The sequence below is a fragment of the Thalassotalea eurytherma genome (genome assembly GCF_030161415.1).
Classification (GTDB): Bacteria; Pseudomonadota; Gammaproteobacteria; order Enterobacterales; family Alteromonadaceae; genus Thalassotalea_G; species Thalassotalea_G eurytherma.
In genome coordinates, this window is the sequence record NZ_BSSU01000002.1 from 149556 (window position 1) to 164409 (window position 14854).

Sequence of the window (14854 nt, forward strand, 5' to 3'; positions counted from 1 at the left end):
ATTTACATGACTATTAAAATTAAAACATCTGATGAAATTGAAAAAATGCGCATAGCAGGCAAGTTAGCTGCTGACGTGTTAGAGATGATTGAGCCGCATGTTAAAGCTGGTGTTACCACAGATGAGTTAAATACACGTTGCGCGGAATACACAGAGAAAGTACAAGAAGCGATTTCAGCGCCTTTGAATTACCACGGTTTTCCAAAGTCTATCTGTACTTCAGTTAACCATATTGTTTGTCACGGTATCCCTAACGACCAGCCATTGAAAGATGGTGATATTCTCAATATTGATATTACTGTGATTAAAGACGGTTATCACGGTGACACATCAAAAATGTTCTTAATTGGTGATGTTACGCCAGAAGACCGTCGTTTATGTCGAATTACCCAAGAAGCACTTTATATGGGTTTGAAAAAAGTAAAACCTGGTGTTGCCTTTGGTGAAATTGGTGCCGCCATTCAAAAGTTTATCAAGAAATCTGGACGTTTTGGTATTGTAAAAGAATACTGCGGCCATGGCATAGGCGCTGAGTTTCACGAAGAGCCACAAATTGTTCACTATAAAAATAATGATAAAACAAAAATGGTCGAAGGCATGTGTTTTACTGTTGAACCTATGATAAATGCAGGCAAATCAGGCACCATCTTAGACAAAGAAGATAACTGGACAGTTTATACCGTAGATGGCAAGAAGTCGGCCCAATGGGAACATACAATTGTTGTCAATAAAACGGGTTGTGAAATACTAACTCATCGCAGTGACGATACCATTGCAAAGGTACTAGTTAACTAGTACCTTTTCTTTTTCTAGGTTTAATTACGCACACAATAAAAACAATACGGCATAAAATGAGCGCATACATACCATCACAGTATTTTGACACGTTTGCTATCACCGCAGCGCCTTTAACGATAAAAGATATCTGTCAGCAAAATGATGAATTTTCTCAATGGCTACTCAAACAATTTGAGCTTCAAGATACTGAGTTCCTAGTACAAGCTCGTGCACAATATGTTGACCTCGTGTTGGCTAAATTATGGTGTCAGCATCAGCTAGACGAATATCAAGTTAGCTTAGTTGCCGTTGGTGGTTATGGCCGCGCTGAACTACACCCCCATTCTGATGTTGATATTTTGCTGTTAACACAAAAGCGTGTTGATAAAGCATTGGAAGAAAAAATTGGCCAATTTATTACTCAATTATGGGATGTACGCCTAGATATTGGTCATAGTGTCCGCGATGTTCAAGAATGTATAAAACAAGCAGTTAATGATGTCACTGTTGCGACAAACCTCATGGAAATGCGCTTGATCAGCGGTTGCCGTAATTTATATGAGCAACTTCAACCACTGCTGCAACAAGATGTATTTTGGCGTTCAGACAAATTCTTTATCGCCAAGCGCAACGAACAAAAGAAACGTCATGAGCAATATCATGGTGCTTCATATACATTAGAGCCAAATTTAAAAGCAAACCCAGGCGGCCTTAGAGATATTCAAACCATTGCTTGGGTTGCTAAACGCCACTTTTTAGCTGATTCAATGGAAGAGTTAGTTACCGCGAACTATCTGACCCGAAATGAGTATTATGAATTATTAGAGTGTCAAGATTACCTGTGGCGTATGCGATTCTGCTTACACTACGTCGCCAAACGAAGTGAAAATAGATTACTGTTTGATTACCAAGCCGATGTCGCAAAAATGATGGGCTTTGGTGATCATGGAAAAGTTGCCGTAGAAAAAATGATGAAACGTTTTTTCCGACTAATTGCTCGTGTAGCTGAACTGAACAAAATGTTACTTCATCATTTTGAAAGACAGTTGATACCAGCAAGTCACTCGCCAAAGGTAATTGAAATTAGCGACGATTTTATTGTCGAAGACGGTTTACTTAAGATCACACGCAGCAGGTTATTTAGTCGACCTGCAAAAATTTTAGAATTGTTTTTACATGTTGCTCAAACACCGGAAATAAAAGATCTCCATCCAGAAACACTACGCTTATTACGCAATGCAAGAAGACGTTTAATTTCTCGTATGAATGACTATGTCGACTGCCGACGCTTGTTTGTTGCAATTATCAAACACCCTAGAGGTTTAGGCTTAGCTTTTAACCTAATGCACCGTTATTCAATACTCGGCGCCTACTTACCGCAATGGCGAAACATTGTTGGTCAGATGCAGTTCGATCTATTTCACGCCTATTCAGTTGACGAACATAGTTATCGTTTAATTAAAAACCTATATCGCTTCTCTCAACCTGAGCATAATCATGAATTTCCGTTATGTAGCAAAATAGTTCAACGAACAAGAAAGCCAGAGCTGCTTTATTTTGCGGGTATATTCCACGACATAGCAAAAGGTCGAGGTGGTGACCATGCAAAACTTGGCGCGATTGACGCCCTTGCCTTTGCCAAAGAGCATGACTTATCTGCTCATGATGGTCGTATGATTGCATGGTTAGTAGAACAACATTTATTAATGTCTGTTACAGCACAACGTAAAGATATTTCTGATGAAACCGTGATTAGAATATTTGCAGAAGTCGTAAAAGACGAAGCACGTCTTGATTTACTTTATTGTTTAACTGTTGCAGATATGCGCGCAACCAATGAAAGTTTATGGAATAGTTGGAAAGAAAACCTTTTAGAAGAGCTCTATAACTCAACCAAGCGAGCCTTTAGACTTGGTCTTGAAAAACCAGTTGATTTACGCGCTAAAATACGTGAAAACCAAGCACAAGCGCTAGAAGTATTAATCAACGAACACGGCTTACATAAAGAGCAAATAAAACACTGTTGGAAAGACTTTAGAACCGATTATTTCTTGAGGTATCTGCCAGATCAAATTCAGTGGCACACTCGACATATTATTGCTGTAGAAAAAAATGAACCACTGATATTGATCAGTCCTGAACCATACCGAGGTGGTACTGAAGTATTCATTTACACCAAAGATTTACCGCATCTTTTTGCGCGCACAACAGCATTATTAGGGCAAAAGAAGCTATTAATTCATGACGCGAAAATCATCACGAGTAAAAATGGCTATACCTTGAACACCTTTGTTATCTTAGATCAGTACAACAAGCCTATTAATGATGAACACCGAGCACAAGAAATTATCGATTCATTGAAACGCGTGCTCAGTAGATCTTCGGCTAACGATATTCAGGTGCAACCAATACCGAGAAAGAACGAACAATTTTTAGTAAATACGAGTGTTAACTTTTCAAAAACGACGAGTAAGAATAGAACGATGCTTGAAATCATTTCGATGGATCGCCCAAGTTTATTAGCAAGTATTGGTCAGGTATTCCAAGATCAAAATCTTGTCATTCATTCTGCCAAAATCACGACCTTTGGTGAACGTGCAGAAGATGTTTTTACCGTATCAAATGAACATGGCACTACGCTAACAGATCAACAAAAAGAAATGTTGCGCATACGCCTATGTCACGATTTAGATTAACCATTAATTGGATAAATAAATGAGCGAATTACAAAATATTATTGAAGCTGCGTTTGAAGAGCGCATGTCTATCACTCCTACTTCCGTCAGCACTGAAATAAAAAATGCAGTACTCGATGCTCTTGCTATGTTAAATGATGGCTCAGCACGTGTTGCAGAAAAGGTTGCCGGTGAATGGGTTGTACATCAGTGGTTGAAAAAAGCCGTATTGTTATCCTTTAGAATTTGGGATAACGAAGTCGTTGATGGCGGGGATAGCAAGTACTTTGACAAAGTGCCATTGAAATACGCTGATTACGATCAAGCTATGTTTGATAAAGATGGTGTACGTATTGTGCCGCCCGCCACAGTTCGAACAGGCTCATACGTTGGTAAAAATGTTGTTGTTATGCCAAGTTACGTAAATATTGGAGCATACGTAGATGAAGGTTCAATGGTTGATACTTGGGCTACGGTAGGTTCATGTGCACAGATAGGTAAAAACGTTCACTTATCTGGCGGTGTTGGTATTGGTGGTGTGTTAGAGCCATTACAAGCAGGCCCAACCATTATTGAAGATAATTGCTTTATTGGCGCTCGTTCTGAAATTGTTGAAGGCGTAGTTGTTGAAGAAGGTGCAGTTATTTCAATGGGTGTTTTTATCGGCCAAAGTACCCGTATCTTTGATCGTGAAACGGGCGAAGTACATTATGGCAGAGTACCTGCCGGCTCAGTTGTTGTGCCAGGCAACCTACCATCAAAATGTGGTACATACAGTCTTTACGCCGCTATTATCGTTAAAAAAGTAGATGCAAAAACACGTGCTAAAGTGGGTATCAACGCCCTATTACGTTCTGTTTCTGACGAATAAAACTTTAGTGTCATAAAATAACAAACCAGTTCTTTGAACTGGTTTTTTTATCTGTTGTTTTTTTGACACCACAAAATAAATCATTAAAAAACAACAAGGTAAATACTCGAATTTAGTTTGGCATAACATCTGCAAACAACAACTTAGAAGCCCTATTCGTTACTTTAAGTTGTTGTTATGAAATTTACTCAATTAATCGGTTTGCTCAGTACAGTATTGTTGATGACTGCCTGCCAATCTACACCATCTGTTGTTGAAACAAGTCAACAAAGTCAACACACCTATCAAATGAATCAAGGGTTTAAAGCAGAAACACAACCGCGTATATATACCAATGACGGTCAGCTTGCCTACTCATTAGCTAACAGAGCGCTACCACAAGATCAGTTGATGGTACTCGCTTTTGAAAAACAAACAGCGCAAAGCCTGTATGTGCAAAACGGATACTTTGTCGAAATCAAAGGAAGTCGTGCTGACGATCCTGGAAAAGCTAAGCAACAGCTGGCATGGCGTCATTTTGATGCAAACGCAAAACGAATCTCTGGTCCGAAATAACGTCGCAAGATAATTTGCCTTCAGCGATTACGCATTGAGACTATGCCAGCCTAAATGGTCAAACACCTGTTGCCATTGCGCGTCAAAATCCGAGGTTATGTCAATGGGTTCATTAGTCATAGGATGAACAAACGACAACGATTTAGCATGTAGCATTAATCGCTTAAAACCAAAGTATTGATGGAAAAATGGGTTTTGTTTGTTATCACCATGATTGATATCACCAATTATGGGGTAACGTAAGTGAGATAAATGGCGTCTGATTTGATGCTTTCTACCCGTTTTCGGCATCAATTTTACTAAGCTATAACGAACACTCGTATATTTACCAACAGCAATCGGTAAGGTTGCCGTTGCAAGTGATTGATAGCAGGTTACAGCTTCTTGTGGTGCTTTATCTTGTTGAGCAAACTTATCAGCGATTTTATCATGTTGCTCTTTTAATGCATGATCGACAATTCCCTCACCTAGCAAATGCCCTCTCGTCAACGCATAATAAGTTTTCTCTACTTTTCGCTCTGAAAATAACTCATTCATTGCTCGGGCTGTGTTTTCAGTTAAAGCAAATAGCAGCACACCTGAGGTCGGCCTATCTAAACGATGAACGGGGTATACGTATTGTCCAACTAAATCACGAACTAACTGCAAGGCGAAGTATTTTTCATGACGATCTAAATAGCTGCGATGAACAAACAAACCCGACGGTTTATTAACTGCAACTAAATAGTTATCTTGATACAAAATCTCAAGTTGAGGTTTATCAAGATCAGGCGCTTCAATGTTTTGATTATTTTTTTCATTCATAGGAGGGTTGCTTGCAGCGAAATGCCTTACGAAGATCATTTAAAGTTAAGGCAATATTATCTATAATGCCGACAAATTTTGATAGCAATAATTAACATGAGCACAATAGATACCATTTCTGAATTAATTACCCTCTCAGGTAGCCAGTTTCGTGTTTATGATATCGGACGACGTATCGATAAAATCAGTAAAGCTGATTTTGAAAAAATTGAACATAATCAATTACCCTATCCGTACCCTATGCAAGGAAATGCGCATCTCGCACTCGCATTTTGGCAAAAGTCTTCAAAAACTCCCTACATTTGGTTTGTTAAGCTGCCACTTGATGAGCGAGGCTTGTTGAATCAAGGCGCTCGAAATCACTTTATTGCGATTATTGTTGAAGCCTTGGGCAGCGATTTAACGGTTGACCCAACACAGAAACAAGAAGAGTTATTAAAGAGCAACCCTTATAATTTTACACCAGCGCAATATAAGCTTGCTTCGTTAAATTCAAAATTAAACGTTGAGCTAAAGCAAAACGCAAGTAGCTATTATGAACACACCCAATTGTATTTTTCTGGTCAATTAGGCTGGCAAGAATGGCAATCAGTTGGTGTACAAGGTATTGCTGACTTTGCCGCTCGGTTAAATGACAAAGATAATGAACAGTTTTTACGTTCAGCTTTACCTCATATTCCAAGCCAAGTATTTAATGTGCTTTGTTCAGCCCTAGAAAACGAAACATTATCGGTTGATGTTATCGAGCAGTTAATTGAGCGATTTAATAACGCACCAGATATAGACGAAGCTCAACATGCATTAAGAGCACTGGCTAAAAATGCAGACCACCCTCATGTTAGCGAACTCGTCAAATCTATTTTAGCTAAAGAGCCGGTAACTGAGCTACTGATTATTTTATCAGGAAGATGCTGGCAGGCTCTTGCAAGCCACGAGCTGATGATGAACTATTTAGATAACCTTGCACAAAGCAACGATTCAAACTTGTTTGCAGCAATATTTAAAGATATTGTATCGATACCATTATTACGCCCAACCGTATTAATGTGCATACGCGCCGAGCAACGCAGTGAATCACTAGCAAAAGCAATTGGTACGTTATTCAACCAACAAAAAACGCATTAAACGAGCAGAACAACAATAAATACCATGGAAAATATCTATTACTTACTTTTCGCTTTTCTGATTTGTTGGTATTTCATATACCTTAGAAAAATTGCCGAAGCAGCAAAGCGACATGTACAGTTATATTGTCAGCAAAATAAATTACAGTTTATTGATATTGCTAGACGTAAAAGCCGCTTGAGCTTTACAACAAAAAATGGATTATTTTGGTCAAGTACCTTTGACTTTCATTTTAGTGGCGACGGAGAAGCCTCTTATCAAGGTGTGATGACTTTGCAAGGTTTAAAGCTGCAAGATATCACGACACCAGCATTTCGTATCAACTAACCTATTTTCTCTGGAGATAACATTGCCACTACTTAACTCTTTATTTTGCCTAAAAGGTAAAGACAACAGAGAACGATTCGCTATTGTTACAATAGTATCTATCGTGCTTTTCTCTGTATTAAGTATGATGCTGTCAGCTAACCCGTTTGCACTTTTAATCATGACGTTACCGATAATCGCACTGTTTGCAGGCAGTTGCATTCGTCGTTGTCGAGATGCTGGCATCACCAATTATTGGCAATTTTTACCTAGTGCTGTGTTCGGCTTAGCGGCATTGGTCATTGCCTTTACTGATCACAATGGCTTTATCGTAACCTTAATACTACCGTTAATATTGATCCTCATCTTACTCACCTACAAGAGCCAAGATAACCAATTAACGTACCAATATGGTTACAACGGCCCTATTGATTTAACAGCTTCACAGGCAAGCTACCAACACGGTAGCGTGCGACGTGTTGAGCCAACTTTAGTTGGCAGTGCTGGAGCATCAATTGATGGATCTATGGTTGGTACACACGATATTAATGAACAGCCTGCTCAGGTTCATATGAATCAAAACACTGACGAGGCAACTGAGCAAGATATCGGTGAACAAATAAGAATACTGGTATTAGCGCATAAAGTGAAAATAGCGATTGCCTTGGCTATCTTGTTTTTGCTCGTGGTGATTATTGCTGCGTTTAGTGGCTCAGAACAAACGGCCATTGAAGAGCCACAAATAGCGGCGCAATCTGCCAACCTCGATGAGTTTTCAACCCTCAGTAATACAGTGACTTTGGTTGATGGCTTTTCAATTTCGTCGAACCCATACCAAGGCATTGTTATTTCTTGGCAAGCTGATGAAACGCTACGTAAAGAGTTATGGCGTTTCTCAACTGCTGAAGGAGATGAAACATGCCAGCAGTTAACTTTTAACAATAAAAAAAGTATCCGTACGGCTAAAGTTTTCGTTGAAAACGACGCCAATTATTTTGCCGTTTTTTCACCGTTAGATCGCAATGAGTTAATTAATCAGCTCGCTAAACGTGGCAGTTTTAAACTTTGTGGTTATGACTTTTCTTTAAAGGGTAGCCAAGCAGCGTTAGGAAAGGTTCGTTATTACGGTGAAATTCTCAGCTACTAATAAGTGCTCTGCCACGCATAACGCATAATGAATAAAAAAGAGGCATATTGCCTCTTTTTTATTTAATACTCGCTGTTTACAGTGATAAACCTTAGACACGCAGCCATAGCTGTTCACAGAGTTGTTCAGGCTCTTGATAGTTACCTGCTAAGAGCCAATTAATTAATGGCGCAGGGTCACTAGGGAAGTTAACTTTCTCAACACCTTGTTCGGTAAGCCAATTATCAAGGGTAAACTCATTCAACGAATGCATGATGGTTGCTCGTTGCATATCGACTAAAACTTTCGCGTTTGACAGTTGCTCAAATTGCCCTTGCAACGGTTTTACCAGTAACTTTTTACCAAGCGTTAATGCTTCACTTGATAATTCAAAGCCTGCATTACAAATAACACCATTACAATTTTGCAAATCGTGAATAAAATTGACGCGATTAAGCGGGTTGATATGACAGTTTTCAATATGCTTCTTTTCAGTCATATCAGGGTGGTAAACGATAAAATCCTCATCACTAAATAACGTTAGTAACGAGATAATTTCATCTAAGTTTTCAAAAGGTAAATACACCAATTTAAAACTATGTGATTGTTTGTTATCACAGTTGACCTCAACAAATGGCGGCAGGATTCGCCCTCCAAACGGCAGCCAATGAACGCCTAAAGCAAGGTCTGATGGTGCAAATAACGAAATAAATCGTCGATGTAAACTCGCCACAGATAACATTGGCACCAACGGATCATAAAATGCCGCTTGATGAGAAATATTGATCACTTGTTTACCCGATAATTTTCCTGCCCATGCTGAGACTGGCTCAAAGTCATTAATAATTAAATCGTAGCTATCAACATTAAGCGCCCTAACATCTTTAATAAAGCTTAATAGGTTAAGTTTTCGTGCACTTTTAAACACTTGTACCTTGCCGTCTTCAGTGACAAAAGAAAGCCCTCTGAAGGTACAGTAAGGACCAAAAATATCCATATCAAAGTATTGAGATGGCTCACGGCCACTAAACATATAGTCAACACTTACACCTTGCTCGTGAAAGCATTTAGCCATAGCTCTTGCGCGGGTAATATGGCCATTGCCTGTACCCTGCACGCCGTAAAGAATTTTCATATCAAACCTATATATGCAATCAGCAAACTAAGACCAGCACCCGCTAAAATATCGGTTGGGTAATGAACGCCTAACGAGACTCTGGAAATACCAATTAAACCAGCCCATGTAAAACACAGCGCGCCCCATTGCGGATAATAAGCCTCAATCAAGCAAGCCATTAATGTGGCTGCCGAAGTATGTCCAGACGGCATACTAAACTTATCTGAAGCAGTAATATGTGATGACATATCAACAATTGAGTGGCACGGCCTTTGGCGTTTAAAGAGTTGCTTGAGTAAAAGGTAGATAGGAAGGTAAACACTAAAGAGCGCTAACGCGTGAAAAAAGAAAGCACGCCCGTTAATTGGTTCAAACAAATAAAGCAGTAATCCAACGGCGATATAAAGCTGACCGTCACCAGTTTTTGAGACGAAGCGACTAACGTCTTTGAGTCGAAAGCTTAAACGACTTACGAACAAAAACTTAAATACTGCGACATCAATCTGATTGACATTATTTTTGCTTACCAACATATCGATTTAACCTCATTGAAACGATATGTGGTTACTGTATAAGGGGTTTATGAAGAATAAATGACGTTTAAAAGATAGAAAGATGACAGTTTACAGACAAAAATCGTGCATGGTGTAACATTTGAGCCACCATGCACGACAACACATTACTCTTTAAGTTCTACTCCCTTACCCTCAGCGCGCTTACGCCAAAGTTTTCTCGCTAACTTTTGCATATCAACATCTTTGTCTTTTTCATCAACAATTTCTAACCCTAATAAGGTTTCAATAGCATCTTCTAAGGTGATAATGCCTTGCACACTACCATATTCACTTACCACTAGCATGATATGGGAGCGGTCTTTGATCAGTTTGTTCATCGCTTTGCTTAACATGAGTGTGTCAGGAATTGCGATGATTGGACGAGTATAATTGGCTAATGGCTGTTTACCATTTTCACGTGCTTGCGCCATTAATAAGTCCGTTCTAAAAACATAACCGACAATATTATCGGGATCATCTTGATATACAGGTATACGTGAGAAAAATACTTTATCGTGTTTGTGAAAGTATTCTTCAACGAGCAGAGATTCAGACAGTGCAAAAATCACGGTACGTGGAGTCATTGCGTCTTTTACTCTAATGGTTTTTAACAACATTAAGTTTTGAAGAAACTGAGCTTCCTGCTCTTCAAGTTGCCCTTCTTCTGTACTTAATTGAGCCATAGCAGAAAACTCTTCACGACTTAACCCTGACAAATTGTCTCCTTTATTGAAAAACGAGGTCAGATATTCAGCCATCACAATAAATGGATATAAAGCCCACACCATATACTTAAGTATGTAAGCAGAGGCTGGCGCTAATTGTCGCCAGAATTGCGCACCTATCGTTTTAGGGATAATTTCAGAAAAAACTAAAATTAAAAAAGTAAGAATTGCAGAAAACAAGCCAATATAGGCGCTACCAAACACCTCTGCCGCTTGGGCACCAGCGCCTGCAGCACCAATAGTATGAGCTATGGTATTAAGCGTAAGTATTGCAGCTAAAGGCCTACCTACGTTTTCTTTCCATTTTTTATATAACAAACCTGAAGGTCTGCCATCGTTAACTAACGTAGTAATATAAGCGCTATTAACGCTTAGTAATACCGCCTCAAGAACAGAACATAAAAAAGAAACGCCAATAGCTAGTACAATATAGAGGATCAATAAACTCATTAAGGGTGCTCAAAGGAAAATTACCAACATTTTGCATAGTGTATAACAGTCAATAACGGAATTTAAAGGTAAACAAATATCAAGTAACAATTATTAAGCCATTGTGTTTGTTATGATCTTATTTAAACAGTCTCTCGTATTCATACAAAAGTCTTCAACCCTCAATGATCATGGATATTCGACACCTGTTAGGTTACTTAGGGGTTTTACCGTTTATCGCTAGCTTATTTTTTCTGTCAAGCACTAGCAGTATCCCCGTAAAAACGTCACCGCCGCTTTTCGTTATTTATAGTATTGCCATATTAAGCTTTCTAGCCGGCACGCTGTGGCAAGCAAATATCGAATCAAAACGCACTGCTATCATCAGTAACCTATTATGTTTATTTGCCGTTGCGAGTATATTGTTACCTAGCCAAATCGGTTTGCTTTGGCTAGGTTTTGGGTATTTCTCTATTTGGTATGCTGAGCGCAGGCTCAGGCAGTCTAATACTATTTCTTACCTCGACACCTATCACACGTTAAGAAGTCGACTTACGTTAATTGTCATTTTCTTGCACCTGTTGGCAAGTGTAATGCTGATGGAGTTTTAATAGCCGTGATTATTCCTACGTTAACAATTTTTTATGATGGTCAATGCCCACTTTGTTGTTTTGAAATGAATAAACTTAAAGCGCATGATACAAATAACCAAATAGAATTATTCGATATTCACGATGAAGCTTTTTTAGAGAAAACCTTAACACTGGCAAATGGCGAGACATTAACAAAAGATCAAGCATTAAAAGTTATCTATGCCATTCACCTAGGAAAGCTAATTAGCGGGATTGACGTCAATTATTGGGCGTGGTCGTTAGTAGGTAAAAAGCACTGGGTTTTATTTTTGAAAATACCGCTATTTAGACAGTTATCGAAACTAGGTTACATGTTTTTCGCGCGTTATCGAAAAGCTATTTCCTTCTTCGCAAATAAACATTTCAATTTAGAAACGCCTGACTGCTCAACTGGATATTGCCATGACACAAGAAAAACACCTAATAATCGGCGCAAGTAGCGGTATTGCAAAAGCGCTTGCTAAAAAGCTAGCCACTAACCAAGGAGAAAACTTACTCCTCGTTAGTCGTGATTTTTCTCAATACGACGATGAACAATTTTCTAACTCAATGAAAATTAGTATCAGTGACTATAGTGAACAAACCATTTCTTTAACATGTGAGCAATTAACGAGCAGTTTACTTGAACAGGTGACGCAAGTTTATATGTGTAATGGCTTGCTTCACACACCAGCATTCTTACCTGAGAAGCAACTTGCAAATTTTAGTGCAAACCAATTTTGCCAAACAATGTTTGCTAACGCCTTAACACCAATGTTGTGGTTAACCCATTTGGTGACCAAGCTAAAGGCTAAGCCTTTTTGTAAAGTTGTTGTTTTTAGCGCGCGAATTGGCAGTATTTCAGATAATCAACTTGGTGGCTGGTATAGTTACAGAGCGTCTAAATCGGCATTAAACATGATGTTAAAAACGGCGGCGATAGAACTAAAACGAACGGCTAAACATATAAAACTTATTGCGTTCCACCCCGGTACAACAGACACAGCGCTTTCTAGACCTTTTCAAAAACGTGTTGCCCAAGATAAGCTATTCACGACTGACTTTGTCGCACAACAACTACTTGAAATCGTAAAAAGACATCAAGTAGACGGCGAATTGAGCTATGTTGATTGGCAAGACAAAGCCATAGCGTGGTAATTACATTACAGCTTGATACTTTGCTCAATCATGCCACCAAGACTGTCACCAGTGCCACACATTTCGTCATAGGCTGACTGCAATTTTAACGATGCTTGATCATAATGATGCGATCTCAAAAGCGCCTTTGCTTCCGATAAAGAATCACACACGGCAACACGCTCAAGTTGCGGCAATTTAGAGAAACTGCCAGTTTGGTCTGTCTCACCCACTAAATAGTGAGTGGCATCTGCAATACCTAAAATAGTAGCACCTGTTAACATAATCATTCCTTAGCAATAGCTTTTCGAAAATATGGTTTCAAGCTTCATTACGAGCAACATGGTAAAACAGACTACTTTTTGAGCAAAAACTTGTATTGGTTGATCGTAAAGCTCATCACTTGCGTAACCCATTTTATTGACAACAACGAAGATCTATATGAAACACTTATCTCAGCAACAGGTATATGATTTAGACAATAGGTACCGAGCTCACCTTATCAATAGCTTATCCGGATTCAAAAGTGCTAACCTAATCGGAACTGCTGACAACACTGGCGCTGCAAACTTGGCTATCTTTAGCTCTGTTATTCACTTAGGTGCTTCCCCAGCACTTGTAGGGTTTATTATGCGCCCAGATAGTGCTGAGCGACATACACTTTCCAATATCAAAGCACTTGGCCAATACACGATAAACCAAGTTAATCGTACGATATGGCAACAGGCCCATCAAACCTCAGCCCGATATTTAAAAACACAATCTGAATTTGAAGAGACGGGGCTCACACCTGAATTTAAAGCCGGTATAAGCGCTCCTTTTGTTAAGGAAAGTCAGTTGAAGTATGCCTTGAGGTTGAGAGAGATAATGCCGATTAGCCTGAACAAAACGATGATGATTATTGGTGAAATCACCGATATTTATTACCCATCACAACACATCACAAGTGATGGTTATATAGACATCGAAGCACTAGATACAGTTGCTGTGACAGGTTTAGATAATTATCATGTTGGTAATCGTTTAGGGCGATTAAGTTATGCTAAGCCCGATACGTTACCGCAAATTATTAGCGACAATAAGGAAGTGTAATTTGGCAACTCGCCGGCCATTATTGATTAGACGGCATTGTTGGTTATTACTTCCAGCCAATACGCCACTGTGCAGGATCTTTTAAAGTACGCCAGTTAATCGCGTATTCATTGTTGGTTTTAATGGCTTCTATTAGACATTTGACAACCTTTTGGTCTTCGTCAAAAGCAACGTCTGTGATCATAAAGTGCTTTTCTTTATTGATCACATCCCTTTTTGTCCATTTGCTATGCAGCAGCTTTTTTGGATTAACTTTGTTCATGTGGTTTACCTGACTTCTATAGCGGCGGTTTCCAGCACAGAATTATTGGCAAATACTATCTTATGTACCACTAAAGAAAAGGCCCCCGCTTTTTTGTTAGCAAGCAAAAAACCTACTTCTTTGATGCGCTCAGGGTAAACAGGTGGCGCATCGCTAATAATTCGCCCGTGATATGAGGCGCGAAATTCTGCCATTGGCAGTGAAATTTGTTGTCGAACGCCAGCTCGTGTTTCAAAGTTATGTTTGTATGGAATACGATAACCATTGATGTTTAACGCTAGTCTCAACTGGTAGGTGTTGCCATCGCCTTCAACGTCTATCACTACGGCATCAGTATCTGCTTCGAGTTGGTTGACGCGTCGATAAACCGAACTAAAGCCGCCGTTATTTGCTAACGAGATATTACCGCTGAAAATACCAAAGTTTTGCTCAAAGGACATTTGGCCGGTTGATCTGCCCCCCATAACACCATCGTTGGTAGAAGACCAATTGGTTGCGTCTTGTTGATTGACTTCAATAACGAGTGAAGACTGGTCCTTGCGCAAGCCCGTTATTTGTTGTGGTTGACTATTCATAGTAGGTTCAACATAAAATGAAGTTGCGCTTAGTAAGCTGTAACTAGCACTCGAAAATAAACTAAGGCCGGTAATGATGGCGATTAAATAGATAGTTTTCATTATTTTGCGTT

The 14854-nt window shown here is 39.3% G+C and carries 18 protein-coding genes; 11 read left to right on the forward strand and 7 right to left on the reverse strand.

Going from position 1 to position 14854, the window contains the following annotated elements; translation table 11 throughout:
• The first annotated feature begins 6 nt into the window (after positions 1-6).
• The 4 genes from map to QQK02_RS02090 all read left to right on the forward strand — a co-directional run bounded on the left by map (position 7) and on the right by QQK02_RS02090 (position 4878).
• Positions 7-795, forward strand: coding sequence for a type I methionyl aminopeptidase (gene map, locus QQK02_RS02075; RefSeq protein ID WP_284206287.1), 789 nt, complete (start codon positions 7-9; stop codon positions 793-795).
• 56 nt (positions 796-851) lie between these two features.
• Positions 852-3473 (forward strand): [protein-PII] uridylyltransferase, encoded by a 2622-nt coding sequence (gene glnD / locus QQK02_RS02080; protein ID WP_284206288.1) that lies wholly within the window; start codon positions 852-854, stop codon positions 3471-3473.
• A 19-nt stretch (positions 3474-3492) separates the two neighbouring features.
• On the forward strand, positions 3493-4323 hold the full coding sequence (gene dapD / locus QQK02_RS02085; RefSeq protein ID WP_284206289.1) for a 2,3,4,5-tetrahydropyridine-2,6-dicarboxylate N-succinyltransferase: 831 nt from the start codon (positions 3493-3495) through the stop codon (positions 4321-4323).
• Between the two features lie 177 nt (positions 4324-4500).
• The gene (locus tag QQK02_RS02090) at positions 4501-4878 is read left to right on the forward strand and encodes a hypothetical protein (RefSeq protein WP_284206290.1); all 378 of its coding nucleotides are present in this window, start codon (positions 4501-4503) and stop codon (positions 4876-4878) included.
• 27 nt (positions 4879-4905) lie between these two features.
• Here the strand turns inward: QQK02_RS02090 and truC are convergent, their stop codons facing one another.
• A complete protein-coding gene (gene truC / locus QQK02_RS02095) occupies positions 4906-5682 on the reverse strand; it encodes a tRNA pseudouridine(65) synthase TruC (protein ID WP_284206291.1) in 777 nt (258 codons plus the stop codon).
• 96 nt (positions 5683-5778) lie between these two features.
• Here truC and QQK02_RS02100 point away from each other — a divergent pair, with 96 nt between their 5' ends.
• The 3 genes from QQK02_RS02100 to QQK02_RS02110 are packed head-to-tail and all read left to right on the forward strand — an operon-like array spanning position 5779 to position 8260.
• On the forward strand, positions 5779-6807 hold the full coding sequence (locus tag QQK02_RS02100) for a DUF3549 family protein (protein WP_284206292.1): 1029 nt from the start codon (positions 5779-5781) through the stop codon (positions 6805-6807).
• 24 nt (positions 6808-6831) lie between these two features.
• Positions 6832-7134, forward strand: a complete 303-nt coding sequence (locus tag QQK02_RS02105; protein WP_284206293.1) for a DUF3301 domain-containing protein — start codon at positions 6832-6834, stop codon at positions 7132-7134.
• 22 nt (positions 7135-7156) lie between these two features.
• Positions 7157-8260, forward strand: a complete 1104-nt coding sequence (locus QQK02_RS02110) for a DUF805 domain-containing protein (RefSeq protein ID WP_284206294.1) — start codon at positions 7157-7159, stop codon at positions 8258-8260.
• Positions 8261-8351: 91 nt separating this feature from the next.
• Here QQK02_RS02110 and QQK02_RS02115 read toward each other — a convergent pair whose 3' ends face one another.
• The 3 genes from QQK02_RS02115 to QQK02_RS02125 all read right to left on the reverse strand — a co-directional run bounded on the left by QQK02_RS02115 (position 8352) and on the right by QQK02_RS02125 (position 11085).
• The gene (locus QQK02_RS02115) at positions 8352-9374 is read right to left on the reverse strand and encodes an MJ1255/VC2487 family glycosyltransferase (RefSeq protein ID WP_284206295.1); all 1023 of its coding nucleotides are present in this window, start codon (positions 9372-9374) and stop codon (positions 8352-8354) included.
• Complete coding sequence (locus QQK02_RS02120) at positions 9371-9889, reverse strand: phosphatase PAP2 family protein (RefSeq protein WP_284206296.1); 519 nt, start codon at positions 9887-9889, stop codon at positions 9371-9373. The genes QQK02_RS02115 and QQK02_RS02120 overlap by 4 nt, the downstream gene beginning before the upstream one ends.
• Before the next feature lie 146 nt (positions 9890-10035).
• Positions 10036-11085 (reverse strand): CNNM domain-containing protein, encoded by a 1050-nt coding sequence (locus QQK02_RS02125; protein WP_284206297.1) that lies wholly within the window; start codon positions 11083-11085, stop codon positions 10036-10038.
• Between the two features lie 170 nt (positions 11086-11255).
• Between QQK02_RS02125 and QQK02_RS02130 the strand changes: the two genes are divergently transcribed.
• Genes QQK02_RS02130 through QQK02_RS02140 form a run of 3 tightly spaced genes read left to right on the forward strand, consistent with a single transcriptional unit; the run spans position 11256 to position 12833 of the window.
• Positions 11256-11675: a DUF3429 domain-containing protein gene (locus QQK02_RS02130; RefSeq protein ID WP_284206298.1), complete on the forward strand. Its 420-nt coding sequence runs from the start codon at positions 11256-11258 to the stop codon at positions 11673-11675.
• Positions 11676-11680: 5 nt separating this feature from the next.
• Positions 11681-12136: a thiol-disulfide oxidoreductase DCC family protein gene (locus tag QQK02_RS02135; protein ID WP_284206299.1), complete on the forward strand. Its 456-nt coding sequence runs from the start codon at positions 11681-11683 to the stop codon at positions 12134-12136.
• Positions 12099-12833 (forward strand): SDR family NAD(P)-dependent oxidoreductase, encoded by a 735-nt coding sequence (locus QQK02_RS02140; RefSeq protein ID WP_284206300.1) that lies wholly within the window; start codon positions 12099-12101, stop codon positions 12831-12833. Before QQK02_RS02135 ends, QQK02_RS02140 begins: the two co-directional genes overlap by 38 nt.
• Before the next feature lie 5 nt (positions 12834-12838).
• Here the strand turns inward: QQK02_RS02140 and QQK02_RS02145 are convergent, their stop codons facing one another.
• The gene (locus tag QQK02_RS02145; RefSeq protein ID WP_284206301.1) at positions 12839-13096 is read right to left on the reverse strand and encodes a DUF6482 family protein; all 258 of its coding nucleotides are present in this window, start codon (positions 13094-13096) and stop codon (positions 12839-12841) included.
• A gap of 157 nt (positions 13097-13253) precedes the next feature.
• On the opposite strand from QQK02_RS02145, the gene QQK02_RS02150 reads away from it, so the two are divergent.
• A complete protein-coding gene (locus QQK02_RS02150; RefSeq protein ID WP_284206302.1) occupies positions 13254-13904 on the forward strand; it encodes a flavin reductase family protein in 651 nt (216 codons plus the stop codon).
• Positions 13905-13950: 46 nt separating this feature from the next.
• Here the strand turns inward: QQK02_RS02150 and QQK02_RS02155 are convergent, their stop codons facing one another.
• Both QQK02_RS02155 and QQK02_RS02160 read right to left on the reverse strand, forming a co-directional pair.
• Entirely contained in the window at positions 13951-14166 is a 216-nt protein-coding gene (locus QQK02_RS02155) for a TIGR02450 family Trp-rich protein (protein WP_284206303.1), read from the reverse strand.
• Between the two features lie 5 nt (positions 14167-14171).
• Positions 14172-14843, reverse strand: a complete 672-nt coding sequence (locus tag QQK02_RS02160) for a CIA30 family protein (protein WP_284206304.1) — start codon at positions 14841-14843, stop codon at positions 14172-14174.
• Between the last annotated feature and the right edge of the window lie 11 nt (positions 14844-14854).